Annotated in this window: 15 protein-coding genes and 2 riboswitches; of the genes, 1 reads left to right on the top strand and 14 read right to left on the bottom strand. The window is 67.7% G+C overall.

Annotated features, from left to right (window positions below):
• Positions 1-113: 113 nt before the first annotated feature.
• Genes cobF through cbiE form a run of 6 tightly spaced genes read right to left on the bottom strand, consistent with a single transcriptional unit; the run spans position 114 to position 5,241 of the window.
• Positions 114-875, bottom strand: coding sequence for a precorrin-6A synthase (deacetylating) (cobF, locus tag O6X71_RS04090; RefSeq protein ID WP_353464568.1), 762 nt, complete (start codon positions 873-875; stop codon positions 114-116).
• On the bottom strand, positions 872-1,600 hold the full coding sequence (gene cobA, locus O6X71_RS04085) for a uroporphyrinogen-III C-methyltransferase (protein WP_353464567.1): 729 nt from the start codon (positions 1,598-1,600) through the stop codon (positions 872-874). The genes cobF and cobA overlap by 4 nt, the downstream gene beginning before the upstream one ends.
• Complete coding sequence (locus tag O6X71_RS04080) at positions 1,597-2,904, bottom strand: cobyrinate a,c-diamide synthase (protein WP_353464566.1); 1,308 nt, start codon at positions 2,902-2,904, stop codon at positions 1,597-1,599. Before O6X71_RS04080 ends, cobA begins: the two co-directional genes overlap by 4 nt.
• A complete protein-coding gene (gene cobM / locus O6X71_RS04075; RefSeq protein WP_353464565.1) occupies positions 2,901-3,686 on the bottom strand; it encodes a precorrin-4 C(11)-methyltransferase in 786 nt (261 codons plus the stop codon). Before cobM ends, O6X71_RS04080 begins: the two co-directional genes overlap by 4 nt.
• On the bottom strand, positions 3,683-4,060 hold the full coding sequence (locus O6X71_RS04070) for a cobalamin biosynthesis protein (protein ID WP_353464564.1): 378 nt from the start codon (positions 4,058-4,060) through the stop codon (positions 3,683-3,685). Before O6X71_RS04070 ends, cobM begins: the two co-directional genes overlap by 4 nt.
• Positions 4,042-5,241 (bottom strand): precorrin-6y C5,15-methyltransferase (decarboxylating) subunit CbiE, encoded by a 1,200-nt coding sequence (gene cbiE / locus O6X71_RS04065; protein ID WP_353464563.1) that lies wholly within the window; start codon positions 5,239-5,241, stop codon positions 4,042-4,044. Before cbiE ends, O6X71_RS04070 begins: the two co-directional genes overlap by 19 nt.
• Between cbiE and O6X71_RS04060 the strand changes: the two genes are divergently transcribed.
• Complete coding sequence (locus O6X71_RS04060) at positions 5,240-5,989, top strand: cobalt-precorrin-6A reductase (RefSeq protein WP_353464562.1); 750 nt, start codon at positions 5,240-5,242, stop codon at positions 5,987-5,989. The two genes, cbiE and O6X71_RS04060, sit on opposite strands and share 2 nt — an antisense overlap.
• Here O6X71_RS04060 and cobJ read toward each other — a convergent pair.
• The 8 genes from cobJ to O6X71_RS04020 form a co-directional block, all read right to left on the bottom strand.
• Positions 5,965-6,714, bottom strand: coding sequence for a precorrin-3B C(17)-methyltransferase (gene cobJ, locus O6X71_RS04055; protein WP_353464561.1), 750 nt, complete (start codon positions 6,712-6,714; stop codon positions 5,965-5,967). The genes O6X71_RS04060 and cobJ overlap by 25 nt on opposite strands.
• Positions 6,711-7,448, bottom strand: coding sequence for a precorrin-2 C(20)-methyltransferase (gene cobI / locus O6X71_RS04050; RefSeq protein ID WP_353464560.1), 738 nt, complete (start codon positions 7,446-7,448; stop codon positions 6,711-6,713). Before cobI ends, cobJ begins: the two co-directional genes overlap by 4 nt.
• Positions 7,445-8,074 (bottom strand): precorrin-8X methylmutase, encoded by a 630-nt coding sequence (locus O6X71_RS04045; protein WP_353464558.1) that lies wholly within the window; start codon positions 8,072-8,074, stop codon positions 7,445-7,447. The genes cobI and O6X71_RS04045 overlap by 4 nt, the downstream gene beginning before the upstream one ends.
• Positions 8,075-9,232, bottom strand: a complete 1,158-nt coding sequence (locus tag O6X71_RS04040; protein WP_353464557.1) for a cobalamin biosynthesis protein CobG — start codon at positions 9,230-9,232, stop codon at positions 8,075-8,077. It lies immediately after the preceding gene.
• Complete coding sequence (gene cobN / locus O6X71_RS04035; protein WP_353464556.1) at positions 9,229-12,474, bottom strand: cobaltochelatase subunit CobN; 3,246 nt, start codon at positions 12,472-12,474, stop codon at positions 9,229-9,231. The genes O6X71_RS04040 and cobN overlap by 4 nt, the downstream gene beginning before the upstream one ends.
• Before the next feature lie 8 nt (positions 12,475-12,482).
• On the bottom strand, positions 12,483-13,520 hold the full coding sequence (gene cobW / locus O6X71_RS04030; protein WP_353464555.1) for a cobalamin biosynthesis protein CobW: 1,038 nt from the start codon (positions 13,518-13,520) through the stop codon (positions 12,483-12,485).
• Between the two features lie 100 nt (positions 13,521-13,620).
• A riboswitch (cobalamin riboswitch) is annotated at positions 13,621-13,831 on the bottom strand.
• A gap of 208 nt (positions 13,832-14,039) precedes the next feature.
• Entirely contained in the window at positions 14,040-15,089 is a 1,050-nt protein-coding gene (locus O6X71_RS04025; RefSeq protein ID WP_435368438.1) for a HoxN/HupN/NixA family nickel/cobalt transporter, read from the bottom strand.
• 181 nt (positions 15,090-15,270) lie between these two features.
• Positions 15,271-15,487: riboswitch (cobalamin riboswitch) on the bottom strand.
• A gap of 61 nt (positions 15,488-15,548) precedes the next feature.
• Positions 15,549-17,657 carry a S9 family peptidase gene (locus O6X71_RS04020; protein ID WP_353464554.1) on the bottom strand — a complete coding sequence of 703 codons (2,109 nt, stop codon included), beginning with the start codon at positions 17,655-17,657 and terminating at the stop codon, positions 15,549-15,551.
• Positions 17,658-17,681: the final 24 nt, after the last annotated feature.

The following is a 17,681-nucleotide window of genomic DNA, read 5'->3' as shown; positions in this document are numbered from 1 at the left end:
GACGATCTTCATCATGGTCGGGCTCCGAACCAGTTTCGCTGCGCGGCGCTTACGCCGCACAATCCGGATACTGGCTGAACGTGGTAGCAATCGGAGGTTCAGGGTTACCTGAGCTAGCCGACGTGATCCGCCCGGCGCAAAAGATAGATGTCCATGATCCAGCCATGCCGCTCGCGGAGTATGGCGCGAGACTGGATAATCCCGTTGGCAACCTCATCCAGGCAGCCGGTGATCAGCATCTGCTGCGCCATGCCCAGATATGCACCCCACCAGATTTCGATACCGCGTGAATCCAGCGTCTGGAACGCACAGTCGCCGTCGAGCATGACAGCGATCGTATCGACGCCCGCTGGCCACCCCCCTGCCCTCAACCTGCGTCCCGTCGTGATGAGCACAGGCGCGCCGACTGTGTTCAACGGGATGGCATGCGCAGCTGTCAACGCTTGGAGGCTGGTGATACCGGGTTCGACCGTCACGGTGATCGCCAGACCTTCCGCGCATAGCCGGTCTGCAATGCGGAGCGTGCTGTCGTAGAGCGAGGGATCGCCCCATACGAGCAACGCCAAGCGGCCGCCCTTCGGCAAATGCTGTGTAATCTCGTCCCGCCAGGCGAGCGCGATCGCGTCGTGCCATTGGTCGACCGCGCTCAGATAGGGTGCGTCGGTGTCGCGTTCGGGCAGAACGAACTCGACGACACGGGTGGCGCCGGTCAAAACGTCTCCGCAGATGGTGCGGCGCAGGTCGATCAGGTCGGACTTAGCATCGCCCTTGCGCGGGAGGAGGATGAGGTCGGCGGCGTTCATCGCCGCGATCGCGGCGCGCGTGAGGTGATCGGGGTTGCCGGTGCCGATCCCGATGAGGTGAAGGTCGATCACTTCCCGGCCTCGGCATCCATTAGCGGGCCGTAGAGGATGAGTGCGGGCTTGTTGGAGAAGCCTGCCTCCAGCTGCGCGGCCACGTCTGCGATCGTCATCCGCGTCAAGGATTGGTCAGGGTGGCCGACATTCTCCGCGATCAGCGCCGGCGTATTCGGTGAAAGCCCGTGCTCGATCAGCGATTTCGCCAGTGCTGGGAAGGTCCGCTTGGGCATAAACACTACGGTTGTTGCTTCGGCATCGGCGAGTGCTGGCATGTTGCGCTGTTCGGGGAGGTCGCCGGTAACGTCATGGCCGGTGACGAACTGAACGCGGCGCGCGTTGAGCCGGCGTGTGAGCGGGATCTGCGCGGCGGCGGCGGCGGCGCTGGCCGCGCTAATGCCGGGGATGATTTCGAAGGTGATGCCCGCTGCCCGGAGCGCGACGATCTCCTCCTCAAGGCGGCCGAACATGCCCGCATCGCCGGATTTCAGGCGGACGACGCGGATGCCGGTTTGTGCGTACTCGACCAGGAGTTGCGAGACGTGCGCCTGACTAGGCGATGGGCGACCGGCGCGTTTACCGACAGCGACGAGGTCGGCACCTGGGCGAGCATGGTCGAGAACGGTCGAGGACAAGTCGTCGAACAGCACCGCGTCGGCGGCCTGCAATCGCGCGACCGCCTTCAGGGTCAAGAGTTCAGGGTCGCCAGGACCAGATCCGACGAAGGAGACGAAACCGGTCATGGGGTAGCAGCGATCATGTGGAAGAAACTGCCCGAGACGCGGCCGCGGTACGAGCCGGTTTCGGGGACAGCGATGCCCTCGGCATCGGTGACGTTCGCAAGCGGAGCGTCGGGCTGGTCGAGGATCGTGGAATAGTGGAATTCATGGCCGGTGAGCGCGGCTCCCGCTTCGACGCCGCCCATCGGTGCGAGAAGAGTCGCGCGACGATAGCCGAGGTGCATCTTCCGCTGGGCGTAGCTGGTGACGAGGCCGAGGAGGCCTGCCATCCGGTGGCGGACGCCGTCCGCGTCCATCAGCGCCTCGCCTAGCGCCATATAGCCGCCGCACTCGCCGTGGACCGGACGGGTCTTCGCGAACTCTGTGAGGCCTGCGTGGAACCGGTGCGCTTCAGCGAGCTTGCCGGCGTGGAGTTCGGGATAGCCGCCGGGAAGCCATACGAGATCGGCATCCGCAGCGGGAGGTTCGTCGGCGAGCGGGGAGAAGGGCAGGATTTCCGCCCCCGCGCGCCACCAGCCTTCGAGGACGTGCGCGTAGGTGAACGAGAAGGCGGCGTCTTGTGCCAGCGCGATGCGCTGAGCCGGGGGGCGTATCCAGTTAACCGTGCTTGCAGGCCTGGTGCTGGCGGTCGCGGCGTGGCGAAGCGCGGGGATGTCGACATGCACGCGGAGGAAGTCCGCATATTCGGCGATACACGCGTCGAGATCGGGATGTTCGACCGCCTGCACCAGCCCGAGATGGCGTTCGGGCAGCTTCAGGTCGCCGCGCCGTGGCAATGCCCCGAACACGCGGATCCCGACCGCGTCCATCCCGCTGCGAGCGAGGCGCTCGTGGCGGGGGCTGGCGACGCGGTTGAGAATCACGCCGGCGATCCGTACACTCGGATCGTAGCGGCTGAAGCCAAGCGCGGTGGCGGCTGCAGACTGCGCTTGCCCCGATACGTCGATCACCAGCACGACCGGCCAGCCCATCCTGCGAGCGATATCGGCACTGGCACCGTTGCCGGTCGCGCCAGGTTTCGCGACGCCGTCGAACAGGCCCATCGAGCCCTCCGCTAGCGCGAAATCCGCGTCGTCGGCTTTGGCGACGAGGGTGTCGAGCATCGTCGAGGGCATCGACCAGCTATCAAGGTTGAATGACGCGCGACCGCTGGCAGCGCGATGGAAGGCTGGGTCGATATAGTCGGGGCCGCTCTTGAACGGCTGGACCGCGAGGCCGTCGTCGCGGAGCGCGCGAAGGAGGCCGAGCATGACGGTGGTTTTTCCGGTGCCGGATGCGGGCGCGGCGACGAGGAGGCCGGGGGTCATGCCTCGCCCCCTGCGAACTTCGAGGCCGCCGATTGTGGGCGGAAGCGGCGGTCATAGCCTTGCGCGTAGAGGCTGCTTTCGGCGAAATCCTGCGCGGCGAGGGCTTGGCCGACGAGAATCAGAGCGGTCCGGTCGGGTTTGCCCGCCACGACGTCGGCGATCGTTGCCAGCGTGGCGCGTGCGATTTGCTGATCGGGCCAACTCGCGCGCCAGACGATCGCGACGGGGCATTCCGAGCCGTAGGACGGCGTTAGGTCGGCGATCACCTGCGCGAGATTGTGGACCGAGAGATGGATCGCGAGCGTCGCGCCGGTCGCAGCGAACGCGGTCAACGTTTCGGCGGGCGGCATCGTGCTGGCGCGGCCCGGCGTGCGCGTTAGCACCACAGACTGCGCGAGTTCGGGCAGCGTCAGTTCGACCTCCAGCGCGGCGGCGGCGGCGGCGAAGGCTGGTACGCCGGGGGTGATCGTGAACGTGATGTTGAGCGCGCGGAGACGGCGGAGTTGCTCGCCCATCGCCGACCAGATCGACAGGTCGCCGGAGTGGAGCCGGGCGACGTCCTGGCCTGCGTCGTGCGCGGTCTGAATCTCGGCGATGATCTCGTCGAGGGACAAGGGCGCGGTGTTCACGATCCGCGCGCCCGGCGGACAATGATCGAGCATCGCCGCGGGAATCAGCGAGCCCGCATAGAGACATACGGGCGATCCGGCGATCCGGTCGCGCCCGCGGAGGGTAAGCAGGTCGGGCGCGCCTGGGCCTGCGCCGATGAAGTGGACGGTCATGCGAATCCTTCTGCGATGGCGCACGTCGCCATGCGGTCGTGGGAAATGTGGCGCGGTGTCAGCAACCGCGCGCCGGGTCCTGCCGCAGCGAGTGCGCAAGCTTCGGCGACGCTGCCAGTCTGGCGTATCTTCAGGCTAAAAGCGGACTTCGTGGCCGTTTGTGCAGCGCGTAACGCATCTGGGTCGATAGCGACCAGGAGCAGATCCATCGCCTCGGCGAGCCGTTCGACCAGCGGAGCCTTGTCGCGGGGGGTGGCCAGCCGCGTGACTTGCGCCTGGCCGTGCTGCGCGCTGGCAAGCGCATCTTGCAGCGATGCCAGCGTGGCCTCCGCGCGGAACCCGAAGCCAGCCACGATCACAGCGTGACGCTCCATTGAACGACCGGATAGCTCGCACGCCAGCCGCGTCGCGTGCCGAGCGGGGTGGCTTCCGACAGTTCTACGCGCAGCAGCGTGCCGCCCTTCAGTCCGTGCCAGCGCGACAACAACGCCTCGGATTCGAGCGTCACTGCGTTGGCGACCAGGCGTGGGCCAATCGGCAGCCTGGCCCACAATGTTTCGAGCAAGGCTTCGGAGAGGCCGCCGCCAACGAAGACCGCATCTGGTGCCGCGTGACCTTCGAGTGCTTCCGGTGCACGGCCCAGGACCACACGAAGTTGGTCGACGCCCAGGGCTGCGGCGTTGCTCTTGGCTCGGCTGGCGCGGATGGGGTCGGCTTCGAATGCGGTGGCGTGCGTTGACGGATGAGCCAGCAACCATTCGATGCCGATCGAGCCAGAGCCCGCGCCGATGTCCCACAGCGTCTCGCCGGGCCTTGGGGCGAGCGCGGACAATGTCAGCGCGCGAACCGGGCGCTTGGTAAGCTGGCCGTCATGATCGAACCAAGTGTCCGGCAGGCCGGATGTGCGAGGCACGACCATGCCCTGCCCCGCGAAGACGATCCCCACCGCGACGGGATGCGCGATGTCGTCATATTCGACTTCGGCTGCTGCGATGTCGCGAACACGCTCGCGGGGCCCGCCGAGCGCTTCGAGAATGTGCAGGCGCGATTGCCCGAAGCCGAGGTCGGAGAGATACCGTGCCAATCCGGCAACCGCTGCGCCGTCACGGACCAGTACGATCATGCGGCGACCCGGTACGGTATGCTTACGAATTCGGGCAAAAGGTGCGGCGTGGAGACCCAGGCAACTGGTCTCTTCGATAGGCCAGCCAAGGCGCGAGGCGGCGAGACCAAAGGTCGAGGGCGCGGGGTGCGCTACCCATTCGCCGGGATCGAGGTGGCGCGTGATCGACGTACCCGCGCCGAACCAGAACGGATCGCCGGACACGAGCACCGCGACGCGCTTGCCACGGTGTGCGAGCAGGTGTGGTATCCCGTCGCCGAACGGGACTGGCCAGGGTTCGACCGCGCTCTTAAGGTCCGGGAGCAACGCGAGGTGGCGGGTGGCGCCGGTCACGAGCTCGGCTTGTGCCAATGCGGCCTTCGCGGACGCGGACAGGCCATCCACGCCGTCTTCGCCGATACCGATGATCGTCAGCCAGGAAGTGTCAGCCATGTCGAACATCCTGGTGCTGGGCGGCACGACCGAGGCCAGCGCACTTGCCGCGGCGCTGGCTGCGCGAGGCAACGATGCGGTGCTGAGCTATGCCGGACGCGTCGCCGAACCGAAAGCGCAACCGATCCCGGTGCGCATCGGCGGCTTTGGCGGCGTCGACGGGCTCGTCCGCTATCTGAGCGAACACCGCGTGACGCATATGATCGACGCGACGCACCCGTTCGCGGCCCGGATGAGCGCGAACGCGGTCGTCGCGGCGGAGCGCGCCGGTGTCGCACATATTGCGCTGACGCGGCCGGCGTGGTTGCCGGTCGCGGGCGATCGGTGGACGCGCGTGGCCGATATCGACGCTGCTGTTGCGGCGCTGGACGGGCCGTCGCGGCGCGTGATGCTGGCGCTGGGGCGGATGCATGTCGATGCGTTCGCCGAACAGCCACAGCACGACTATCTGCTGCGGTTCGTCGACGTGCCCGACCAGCCGCCGGGGTTGCCGCGTCATCATCTCGTGGTCGACCGTGGGCCGTTCGATGTCGAGGGCGATCGGCAGTTGATGGCGTCGCGCGGCATCGAAGTCGTGGTCTGCAAGAACGCCGGCGGCACGGGGGCGTCGGCCAAACTGCATGCGGCGCGCGCGCTTGGGCTCCCGGTGATCATGATCGATCGGCCTGCCCTGCCCGCTCGACGCGAGGTGCACGCGGTGGCGGATGTGATGCGCTGGCTCGATCATGGCGCCGACCGGGGGGTGTAGAGGATCGGTCCCGACGGGCGATCGATAACGCGCGTCAGGCTGGAGCCGATGATGATCATCGTCCGCATGTCCGCCATGTCCGCGCGGGCTTCGGTCAGAGGTACGATGCGGAGCGTTTCCTCGGGTGTGGAGACCGCGCGGGCGAACAGGACGGGGCGGTCGTCGGCGCAGGTTTCGCGGAGGATTTCGAAGATGCGGATCAGGCCGTCGGGGCGCGCCTTCGATCGCGGATTGTAGAAGGCTATCGCGAAGTCGGCTTCGGCGGCGAGGCGCACGCGGCGTTCGATCACGCCCCACGGCTTCAGATTGTCCGACAAGTTGATCGCGCAGAAATCATGGCCGAGCGGTGCGCCGGCACGTGCACTGGCGGCGAGCATCGCGGTGATGCCGGGGAGGACGCGGATATCGATGTCGCGCCATTCTGGGGGACCGGCTTCGAGGGCTTCGAACACCGCCGCCGCCATCGCGAACACGCCGGGGTCGCCAGAGGATACCACGACCACGCGGTGGCCTTGGGCCGCGAGTTGAAGCGCATGCGTGGCGCGATCGAGTTCGACGCGGTTGTCTGTGGGATGGAGCATAAGGCCCTCGCGCGGGGCGACGCGCGCGACATAGGGGATGTAGCCGATGACATCGGTCGCGTCCGCGAGCGCGGCGGTGACTTCGGGCGTCACGAGCGCTTCGTCGCCGGGGCCGAGGCCGGCGATGGCAAGCCAGCCGGTCATGGCCGCCGCCCCTGCCCGTGGATCAGCAGGATCGAGAAATACGGCGTGATCGCCTCCGCGTCGCACAGCCGCGTGACGCGCTGGTCGGCCATCGCGGCGTATTCGACCAGCCAAGCCTCGGCCTCGCGTCCGGCAGCGGCGACGGCACGGCGGAGCTTGGCGAGGTGGCGGCCGATCTTCATCACCACCAGCGCGTCGGTGTCGCGGATGCGGCGGACGAGGTCGTCTTCGGGGAGCGTGCCCATCAGGACCGTCAGGACGTCGTCGCCCCAGGTGATCGGCGCACCGCTGGCCGTCCACGCGCCGGACATGCCCGTGATGCCGGGCACGACCTTCACCGGCGCGATCGTCTGGAGGCGGGTGTAGAGGTGCATGAACGAACCGTAGAAGAACGGGTCGCCTTCGCAGAGGACCACGACATCCTCGCCTGCGTTTGCCAGCGTTGCGAGGCGGTCGATGCAGGTGGCGTAGAAGGCGGACAGGCAGTCGTTGTAGCGCGGGTCCGAGACCTGGATCTCGGTCGTGACGGGGTATTCCATCGGGAATTCGATCACGTCGTCGCGGAGCATGCCGTCGACGATCTTTCGCGCCTGGCCGGGGCGACCGGCCTTGCGGAAATAGGCGATGTAGCGCGCGCCGCGGACGAGACGGTCCGAGCGGACGCTCATCAGGTCCTGCGCGCCGGGGCCCAAGCCTACGCCGTGGATCGTGCCCCCAGTGCGTACGGGTGTCATTCGGTGCCGCTCGCAAGCGCGTTGATCGCGGCGACGGTGATCGCGCTGCCGCCCATCCGACCCTCGACGACGACGCAAGGCACGGGCTGGTCGGCCCACAGCGCCACCTTGGATTCGACCGCACCGACGAAGCCGACCGGGCAACCGATGATCGCCGCGGGACGCGGGCAGTCCGGGTCTTCGAGCATGTTGAGCAGGTGGAACAACGCGGTCGGCGCATTGCCGATCGCGACGACGGCACCGGCAAGATGCGGGCGCCAGAGTTCGAGTGCGGCGGCGGATCGGGTATTGCCCATCGTCCGCGCGAGTTCGGGCGTTTCGGGGGCGTGGAGCGTGCAGACGATGCGGTTGTCGGCGGGCAATCTGGCCTTCGTAATGCCTTCGGTGACCATGCGGGCGTCGCACAGGATCGGGGCGCCGGCTTGAAGCGCGCGACGCGCCTCGATGGCGAACGTCGGCGTGAAGCGGATGTGCTGGGCTAGGCCGACGAGTCCGGCGGCGTGGATCATGCGGACCGCGACGGGCTCCTCTTCGGGCGAGAAGCGGGCGAGATCGGCTTCTTGGCGGATCATCGCGAAGGACTGGCGGTAGATCGCTGCGCCGTCGGTTTCATAGGCGTACGGCATTCAGGCGGCTCCGAACTGGGCGAGGATCTGCGCGACGTCGAGGCCCGCGCGGGAGGGTGGTGCGCCGGCACGCGCGTCGAACGCGAGGTCGTAGCGGCCTTCGCGGCCGGTGAGCGTGACGTCGGCGGGGGCGGCGCGGGCGCATCCCTTGGCGCACCCGGAGACGTGAAGGCGTCCGGCGATGTGCGGCGCCAAGCTTAGGGCGAGCGCTCGCGTCTCGACATTGCCCTGCGGACAGGCTGGCGCGCCGACGCAGGCGTCGACATGAAGCGTTGGCGAGGCGGGGTCGGTGATGAAGTCGACCGGGTCGGGCTCAATGAGAAGCGCCGCGTCGGCTTCGCAGATTGCGACATGCCAAGGCGTGGTGCGGATCGCGTGGATTGCTCGTTCGGTGTCGACGTAGTGTGCCAGCGCGCGCGCTGCGATCCGACCGAAGGGCAGGCCTAGCGCGAGTCCTAGGGAATGCTGCCCGACGCGAAGTGGTGGCGCGCTTGTGGCAGGAGGCGTTGTCGCGGCTCCCCAGTCCGGGAGAAGCGCGCTGTGGCGTACCATGCGGCCACTGGCGGTGCCGCCGCTGTCGACGAACCAGTGCGCGAGTGCGATCAACCGGTCGACTTCGGTGCCTTCCGATACTGGGGTGCCAAGGGGTCGGCCGTCGGCGCGGAGGATAATCTTTCCAGATGCAGCGCGCTCGATGCGGAAGTCGGCGGGGGCGTCTTGCAGCACCGGTGCTGCGCCCGCGTCGATCGCGAAGCCGACCTTGCCGGGAAGTTCGGGCAAGTCCGCCAGACGCGCGCGCAAGTGTTCGGCGATGCGGTGGGTGTCGTCGCCTGCCCGCCATTCCGGCGCGACGAGGATGTTCGCGCGCGCTTCCCGGATCGGATCGGGATTGATGAGGCCGAGGTCGAGCAGCCCGTCGATCAACGGACGCCAGCTATCCTCGCGGACGCCGCGAATCTGGAGGTTCGCGCGGCTGGTCAGGTCGATCAGGCCGTTGCCGTGCGCCATTGCCGCGTCGCACAGGCTGAGTGTTTGCTCGCGCGTCACGCGACCGAGCGGTGGGCGGATGCGGACCAACAGGCCATCGCCGGCCAGCATCGGGCGCCATGCGTCGGGGCACCAGCCTTTGACGACGCCATTTTTGACAGGCGCGCTCATGCCGACAGGTCCAGCGCTGCGAGGATCGAGTTGCGGCGGGTCGGCCAGAGGTCGGCTGCGTGGAGCGCGGCGAAGCGCGCCTGCATCGCCGCGAGCGCGCCGGGGTTGGCTTCGGCGAGGAAGGCGTGGACCTCGTCGCGGCCCAGCGTCGCGTCGTAATAGAGGTCGATCAGTTCGGGGCGGACTGCGCTGGCGAGTTGCGCGAACGCGCCGAGGTGATCGAGGGTTGCGGCGATCTCCGCGCCACCGCGAAAACCGTGGCGCATCATGCCGTCGACCCAGGCCGGATTTGCCGCGCGGGCGTGGACGACGCGGGCGATCTCCTCGTTGAGGGGGCGGGCCTTGGCCTGGTTCGGATCGCGTGCGTCAAGATGGTAGAGCGTGGCGCTGCCTCCGGCGACCGATTGCGCGGCGGCGAAACCGGCTTCGTGCGCGGCATAATCCGCGGCAAGGAGCAGGTCGGTCTCGGGCAGGTCCTGGACGTGGACGAAGGCGTCAGCGGCGGCAACGCGGTCGCGGATGCCGGCGGGGTCGAAGCTGTCCTGGCCCCCTTCCCCATCGGCGTCGAGCGCGTGGCTGGAGGCGGAGAGCCACGCTTGGCCGGCGGTCAGGCGCGCTTCCGGCGTATAGGTCTCGGCCGCGTCGCCCATGCTGAGGCCGTAGCGGCCGGGTTCGGGGCCGTAGACGCGCGCGGTGACTGGCTTGCCGACGAAGGGGTTCCAGTCGGCCGGTTCGTCGCGTGCGCCTAGGGCTCGAACAGTCTGGCCGAACATCGTGCAGAGCGTCGGGAAGGCGTCGCGGAACAGGCCGGATACGCGCAGGGTGACGTCAATGCGGGGGCGGTCGAATTTCGCCAGCGGGAGGATTTCGACGCCCGTCACGCGGTCGGACTGCATGTCCCACACCGGTTCCGCGCCGAGCAGGTGGAGCGCCATCGCGAACTCTTCGCCGGCCGTGCGCATCGTGGCGGAGGCCCATAGGTCGACGACGAGGTTGCGCGGGTAGTCGCCGTGATCCTGCAGGTGACGGCGGACGAGTTCGTCGGCGAGCTTCACGCCTTGGGTATGGGCGGCGCGCGAGGGGACTGCGCGGGGATCTGTGGTGTAGAGGTTGCGGCCGGTCGGGAGGACGTCGGCGCGGCCTCGCCACGGGGAGCCGGAGGGGCCGGACGCGACGCGTTTGCCTTGGAGGGCCGACAGGAGACCGGCGCGTTCGCCGGCGCCGTGTTCGCCGCGGCCGTAGATGTGGAGGCCGTCGCCATACTGGCTCTCCTTCACGTCGCAGACGAACGTGTCGATGCGGGTGATCGCGTCGGCTGGGGACTGCGCGTCGTCTAGGCCCAGCGTGGCGGCGAGGCCGGTGGCGGTGGCTTCGTCGCGGATGTCGCGTTGCAGGCGATCCCGGCGGGCTGGATCGAGGCCGTCTGCATTGGAGAATTCGTCGAGCAGCGCTTCGAGGCGACCGAGACCAGCACCGGTGCGCGTGCGCTCCAGCGGTGGCGGGACGTGGCCGAGCGTGACCGCACCGATGCGACGCTTGGCTTGGGCCGCTTCGCCGGGGTCGTTGACGATGAAGGGGTAGATGACGGGCATCGCGCCGGTCAGGGCCTCGGGCCAGCAGGCATCGGACAGCGCGACCGACTTGCCGGGCAGCCATTCGAGCGTGCCGTGCGCGCCGACATGCACCAGTGCGTCGGTGCCTCGTGTCCGGAGCCACAGGTAGAAGGCGACGTAGGCGTGGGACGGGCAGCGCGAGAGGTCGTGATATTCTTCCGCGCGTTGCTCGGTTCGGCCGCGTTCGGGTTGGAGGGCGACGAGCGCGCCGCCTTGGTCGATCGCGGTGAACGTGAAGTCTTCCGTTGGTTCGCCCCAGCTATCCTGGAGGTCTTTCCGCAGGGTTTCCGGAAGGTGCGCGAGGGCTTTGCGGTACTCGGCGAGCGGCCAGTGAATGCGTGAGGTAGCGAGATCAGTTGCGTCGGGGGTGATCGCGTAGCCCGCTTCGGCGAGGTCGGCGAGGATCGCTTGCGTGGAGGCGAGTGCGTCGAGGCCGACGGCGTGCGCCATCTGGTATGCCTTGCCGGGGTAGGTCGAGAGGATGATTGCGATGCGCTGGTCGGCGACGGGCTTGCTGGCGAGGGTCGTCCAGGCTTCGATACGCGCGGCGATGGCGGTGATGCGGGCCCGGTCGGCGCGGTGTTCGCGGCGGGTGTATTCCAGGTCACCATCGCGGGCGGCGGCTTCCTTGAAGCTGGCGACGCCGGCGAAGAGGCGGCCGTCCACTTCGGGGAGGACGACGTGCATCGCGAGGTCGGCGGGCGACAGGCCGCGGGTGGCGCTGGCCCAGGCGGCGCGGTCGGAGGTGGCTAGCGCGATCTGGAATACGGGGACGTTGGCGCCATCCAATGGCGTGGTGTCGGTCGCTCCGCGGGCGGAAAAGGCGGTGGCGTTGACGATCGCGGCAGGCCTTAACGCTGTGGCCCAGCGGCTCAGCCAGCCGGCTGCGTCGGGCGCTTTCAGCGAGGGCGCGAAGAGGCCGATGACGTCGAAGCCTCGCGCGGTCAGCTCGGCGTGGAGCGCTTCAATCGGGTCGAGGTCCGCGGCGGTCAGGTACGAGCGGTAGAAGACGATCAGGATGCGGGGGCGTGCCGCGTTCAGGTGAAAGGCAGCTGGGCACGACACGCCGTCATACGGCTGCCAGCCGCCGACGTCGGCGATCGCGCGGACGCCGGTGACCGGGCCGGCGTAAATGCCCGCAGCGAGCGCGAACTGGGCCAGTGCCGCCTGCGCGGCGACCGCGCCGCCGGTGTCGCAGAGATGGGCCAGGCGGCGGAGCGTCGAGAGCGGAATCGTCGAGCTGGCGTCGAGGCGCGTGTCGATACGCCCGTCTGCTGCGAGGACAGCCAGCGCGATGCCCTGCTCCCGCGCGAGGTTCTCGACCTGTTGCAGGCCGTAGCTCCAATACGACCGCCCGCCGATCAGCCGGATGAGGATGCCCTTCGCGCTGGCCAGCGTCTGCTCGACATAGGTGTCGACCGAAAGCGGGTGCTGGAGCGCGGCCAGGTTGGCAAGGCGCAGCGACGGCAGCCGGCTTCCGGCGGCATCCGCACGTTTCCAGCCCGCGGCGAACGCGCCGAGGTCACCGTCGGAGAAGGACAGGACGACGAGATCCGCGGGGGATTGGGCGAGGTCCTGCGGGACCGCGCTTTCCTCCAGCCCGTGGGTCTCGCGGAAGACGACGTGCATCGTGGGCCTCAGCCGTCCAGCGCGGCCTTGATGCGGGCCTCGTCGATCCGGTCGTGCTCGGCGATGACCACCAATTGCGTGCGGCGTGGCTCGTCAGCGCGCCACGGGCGGTCGTATTGCGTACGGACGCGGGCGCCGACCGCCTGGACGAGCAGGCGCATCGGCTTGCCGGTGACGGCGGCGTAGCCCTTCACGCGGAGGATGTCGGCGCTGCGGGCGAGCGCCTCGATCTTCGCGGTCAGGTCGGCGGGGTCGGCGATTTCGCCAAGCTCGACGACGACGCTGTCGAAGTCGTCATGCTCGTGATCATCCTCGCCGTCGTGGTGCGAGGGGCGGCTGGCGATGTCGTCCTCGGCCGCGGCGTTGAGGCCGAGGATCACGCGGGGATCGATGATGCCGTCGGTTAGGTCGATCACCGGGAGCGGCCGTGCGGACTCCGCGGCGATGACGGCGCGTGCCTTGGCGACGCCTTCCGGGCCGGCGAGATCGACCTTGGTCAGGAGCACCAGATCGGCGCAGGCGAGCTGATCCTCGAATACTTCAGATAGCGGCGTCTCGTGATCGACGCTGGGGTCGGCGGCGCGCTGGGCTTCGAGCGCGGCCACATCAGGGGCGAAGCGGCCCGCGGCGACGGCTTCCGCATCGGCGAGCGCGATGACGCCGTCGACGGTGATGCGCGAGCGGATTGCGGGCCAGTCGAACGCCTTCAGCAGCGGCTTGGGAAGCGCGAGGCCAGACGTCTCGATAAGGATGTGATCGGGGCGCGGGTCGAGCGCGAGGAGCGCCTCCACGGTCGGGATGAAATCGTCCGCCACCGTGCAGCAGATGCAGCCGTTCGCCAGCTCGATCACGTTCTCCGCCGGGCAATCGGGGATCGCACAGCCCTTCAGGATATCCCCGTCGATACCGAGCGTGCCGAATTCGTTGACGACGACGGCGAGACGGCGGCCGTTCGCGTTGTGGATCAGGTGGCTGATGAGGGTCGTCTTGCCGGCTCCGAGAAAGCCGGTGACGATCGTGACGGGGACCTTTGAAAGATCGGGCATTGGTATTCTCCTGCGAGCACACGCACGCACGACCATGGGGCCGCACGCGTTCGTCGCTCAGACGGAGTACCGTGCCGCGACCATCCCCTGGATCGTAGCAAGAGCGACCGTTGCGCTGGCAGGTCTCCTGGCTCGCGGGTCGAGGCTCGACGTACGCCTTCCCAGGTTTCCCCAGTGGCTGCCCTTCTCGTGAAAGGCGTGTGCGTCTCGCTCACCGCTTACAGTTGCAGGGACAGCCGCGGCATTGGGAGGAACTCCCGCACCGCATTCCCATTCAAGCCCCGAAGGGCACCGGCGCGATCTGAGGTTCGGTGAAACCGAGCCTCGGGGGTGGGTTAGAGGAATTCCGGGGGCGTGCCAATTCGCATATCGGTAGTTTTTGATCCTCCCCCGCCAGGGGGAGGTGGCACCGGAGGTGACGGAGGGGGCGGACACGGAACAAACGTGATCGCCGTCCTCCCCCTCCGTCGCTTCGCGCCACCTCCCCCTAGCGGGGGAGGATCGAAATCGGCGGGAGCGCTATCCGTGCACGACCTCGATCTCGTCGAAGCGTTTCCAGCGGTAGATCGCGAAGCTCAGCACCCAGCAGAGCACGAACAGGCCGATGATCGCGAAGCCAAGGCCGTTGAAGTTTGCACCGAGCGCCTGCGCCATGTCCCAGATACCGCCGGTCAGGCCGAGCTTGTCACCCAGCAGTGCCAGCGTCTCGATCCCGCCGATCGCGATCGCGACGATCGCCGAGATCAGCGTGATGGTGATGTTATAGTAGAGCTTGCGGATCGGCTTCACGAACGCCCATTCATAGGCGCCGAGCATGACGACGCCGTCCGCGGTGTCGACAAGTGCCATGCCGGTCGCGAACAGTACGGGGAGGACGAGGACGACACCGATCGAGAGACCGTCGGCGGCTTGGCTTGCGGAGAGGCCGAGGATCGCGACCTCCGTCGCCGTGTCGAAGCCTAGTCCGAACAGGAAGCCGAGTGGCGCCATGTGCCAGCTCCGCGTGACCAGCCGGAACATCGGCCGGAACAGCCGCGCGAGCAGGCCGCGGTTGCCGAGCAGCAGGTCGAGGTCCTTCTCGACATAGGTGCCGCCGGCGCGGACATGGCCGAAAGTACGCCAGACCGAGCGGAGGATGATCAGGTTCATCGCGGCGATCGTGAACAGGAACACAGCGGAGATGACGGTCGCGACCACGCCGCCGACCTGCTTGAATGCCTCGAACTGCGACAGCGCATTGGCGGTCAGTGCGATCGCGACGGCCGCGATGAGCACGATGCCGGAATGACCGATCGCGAACCAGAAACCGACCGCGATCGGGCGCTGGCCGTCCTGCATGAGTTTCCGCGTCACATTGTCGATCGCGGCGATGTGGTCCGCGTCGACCGCGTGGCGCAGGCCCAGGCCCCAAGCGAGCAGCGCCGTGCCGAGCATCAGTGGTTGTGCGTGGAACAGCGAGAACGCCCAGCACCATGCGGCGATGTTGGCCGCGACCAGGCCTGCGAACATCCAGCCGATGCGCTTTCGGGTCGAAACCCGCGTCGGTCTTTCAAGTGTCAAAGTCGTCATGCACAAACCCCGAGCGTCCGACGAGGACCGGGGCCTGCCGCGAACGGCCGGGTCACGCGACGACCGGACGCCATGAGCGGCCGACGCACGACGCCGATGCGGCCCCCGCCACATGGTCGTCGCTCAGCCAGTGTCACGCAGGCGGCGTTCACCGTGCCTCGGCCACCCCCTGGACCGGGACAAGAGCGACCAGACGCCGGCAGGTCTCCTGGCTCGCGGGTCAAAGCTCCTCGCCACGCCTTCCCAGGTCGTCGACCCAGTGGCTGCCCTCGCGAAAAGGGCTCGTGCGTCTCGCTCACCGCTTACAGTTGCAGGGACAGCCGCGGCATGGGACGGCAAGCCGTCCGCACCGCATTCCCAATCAAGCCCTTCCGGGCACCGACGCGATCACGGGAAACGGCTGAAAGCCGCGTCCTGCGCGATCGGTACCCTGCTTTGGGTCGCGTGCCAACGGTCGCGCTATTTCGCGAGGCCAAGCTGTTGCAGCATGAACGCCTGCCATTCCGAATTCTGGCGATAGCGTTCGAACCGGCCGGACTTGCCACCATGCCCGGCCTCCATATTGACGCGGAAAAGCAGTGGGTTCTTGTCGGTCTTGAGTTCGCGGAGCTTGGCGACCCACTTGGTCGGCTCGTAATATTGCACTTGGCTGTCCCATAGCCCGGTGCCGACATACAGCGCCGGATACGCCTTCGCCTTGACGTTGTCGTACGGCGAATAGCTCAGCATGTAGTCGTACGATGCCTTCTGCGCGGGGTTGCCCCACTCGTCATACTCGAACGTCGTCAGCGGGATCGAGGCGTCGAGCATCGTCGTCACCACGTCGACGAACGGCACCTGCGCGATGATCAGCTTGTAGTCGGCCGGCGCCATGTTCGCGACGCCGCCCATCAGTAGCCCGCCGGCACTACCGCCCATTGCCGCGACGCGGTCCTTGGCGGCGTATTTCTGTGCGACGAGATAGCGGGTGACGTCGATGAAGTCGGTGAAGCTGTTCTTCTTGTTGAGCAGATGCCCGTCGTCATACCAGCCGCGCCCCATCTCCTGCCCGCCGCGAATATGCGCGATCGCATACACGACGCCGCGATCGAGCAGGCCGATCCGGCCGGGATCGACGCCCGGATCGCTGGAAATCCCATAGCTGCCATAGGCGTACTGGAAGAGCGGTGCGGTGCCGTCTCGCTTGGTGCCCTTGGCATAAACCAGCGACACGGGGATCCGCGTGCCGTCACGCGCGGGCGCCCAGACGCGTTCGGTGACGTATTTCGCGGGATCGTAGCCCGGCACCGGCGCGACCTTCAGCACGCGGCGCTCGCCGGTCTTCGCGTTGACCTCGTAGGTCGTGGTCGGCGTCACGAGCGAGCCATAGGTGTAGCGCACCCACGGCGTCGCGGTCTCCTCGTTGACGTCGAGCGACATGCGATAGGCAGGTTCGTCCGCCGTCACCGGCGTCGACTTGCCTGCATCGTTCAGCACGCGGATCATCCGGTTGCCGCCCTCGCGCTGGTCGATCGCGACGAACCCGTCGAACGGCTTGAACCCCTCGATGAACACGGTGGCGCTGGCCGGCGTCAGATCGCGCCATGCGGCTGTGCCCTTGGCCAGATCGGCGTCGGCGACGGTCACCAGCTCGTAGTTCTTCGCGGCCTTGTTGGTGCGGATGATCCAGCGATTGCCGATGTGATCCGCGCTGTAGCGGAACTCGCGCGCGCGGGGTGCGACGATCGCGAAGTTCGTCGGTGCGGCGGCGGGAGCGCAGCGTTGCTCGTCGCTGACCGTGCTGCCGACGCCGATGCAGACGAACTTGTCATCGGACGTCCGCGACACCTCCATCGAATATGTGTCGTCCTTCTCCTCGTACAACAGACGGTCGCTGGCGACGGGCGTACCCAAGACGTGCGCCTTCACGCGGTAGCCGCGCAGGGTGACCGGGTCCTTCTCGACGTACAACAACGTCTTGTTGTCGTCCGCCCAGACGACGTTCGGCTCGATGTTCGACAGCGTGTCGGCGATCGTCGCGCCGGTCGCGAGGTCCTTCACCTTGAGGACATACTGGCGACGGCCGATGGTGTCTTCGGCCCAGGCGACGCGGCGGTTGTCGGGGCTCACTGCCCAGTCGCTCAGCGCGAAGAAACTGTGGCCCTTCGCCATCGCGGGCTCGTCGAACAGCGTCTCGGCGGGCGCGGTGCTGCTCCCTTTGCGGCGCTCAAGGATCGGATAGTTCGCGCCAGTCTGGAACCGCGAGCCGTAATAATAGCCGTTCTTCGCATACGGCACCGAGCTGTCGTCCTGCTTGATACGCGAGACGGTCTCTTCGTAGAGCTTGGCCTGGAGTGGCTTCAGCGAAGCGAGTTGCGCATCCGCGTAGGCGTTCTCCGCGGCGAGATAGTCGAGCATCTCCGGGTTCTTCCGCGTGTCGTCGCGCAGCCAGTAATAATGGTCCTCGCGCGCGCCGTTGGGCGACGTCACCTGGAACGGCTTCTTCGCGACACGTGGTGGTTGGACCTGCGCGGCCGCGGCGGTGGAAACCAAAGCTGCGCCCGCCAACATCATGTACCGTATCGTCATGTCTTGCCCCGCCTGGTTCGTCGG

The organism is Sphingomonas faeni, from assembly GCF_040407505.1.
Lineage (GTDB): Bacteria > Pseudomonadota > Alphaproteobacteria > Sphingomonadales > Sphingomonadaceae > Sphingomonas > Sphingomonas faeni_E.
The sequence above is the reverse complement of the archived record's forward strand: the minus strand, read 5'-3'. Positions and strand labels throughout refer to the sequence as shown.

Coding starts and splice junctions, on each gene's coding strand:
- cobA (WP_353464567.1), bottom strand. CDS start 1,600: ATGACCGGTTTCGTCTCCTTCGTCGGATCTGGTCCTGGCGACCCTGAA.
- O6X71_RS04080 (WP_353464566.1), bottom strand. CDS start 2,904: ATGACCCCCGGCCTCCTCGTCGCCGCGCCCGCATCCGGCACCGGAAAA.
- cobM (WP_353464565.1), bottom strand. CDS start 3,686: ATGACCGTCCACTTCATCGGCGCAGGCCCAGGCGCGCCCGACCTGCTT.
- O6X71_RS04070 (WP_353464564.1), bottom strand. CDS start 4,060: ATGGAGCGTCACGCTGTGATCGTGGCTGGCTTCGGGTTCCGCGCGGAG.
- O6X71_RS04060 (WP_353464562.1), top strand. CDS start 5,240: ATGTCGAACATCCTGGTGCTGGGCGGCACGACCGAGGCCAGCGCACTT.
- cbiE (WP_353464563.1), bottom strand. CDS start 5,241: ATGGCTGACACTTCCTGGCTGACGATCATCGGTATCGGCGAAGACGGC.
- cobJ (WP_353464561.1), bottom strand. CDS start 6,714: ATGACCGGCTGGCTTGCCATCGCCGGCCTCGGCCCCGGCGACGAAGCG.
- cobI (WP_353464560.1), bottom strand. CDS start 7,448: ATGACACCCGTACGCACTGGGGGCACGATCCACGGCGTAGGCTTGGGC.
- O6X71_RS04045 (WP_353464558.1), bottom strand. CDS start 8,074: ATGCCGTACGCCTATGAAACCGACGGCGCAGCGATCTACCGCCAGTCC.
- O6X71_RS04040 (WP_353464557.1), bottom strand. CDS start 9,232: ATGAGCGCGCCTGTCAAAAATGGCGTCGTCAAAGGCTGGTGCCCCGAC.
- cobN (WP_353464556.1), bottom strand. CDS start 12,474: ATGCACGTCGTCTTCCGCGAGACCCACGGGCTGGAGGAAAGCGCGGTC.
- cobW (WP_353464555.1), bottom strand. CDS start 13,520: ATGCCCGATCTTTCAAAGGTCCCCGTCACGATCGTCACCGGCTTTCTC.
- O6X71_RS04025 (WP_435368438.1), bottom strand. CDS start 15,089: ATGACGACTTTGACACTTGAAAGACCGACGCGGGTTTCGACCCGAAAG.
- O6X71_RS04020 (WP_353464554.1), bottom strand. CDS start 17,657: ATGACGATACGGTACATGATGTTGGCGGGCGCAGCTTTGGTTTCCACC.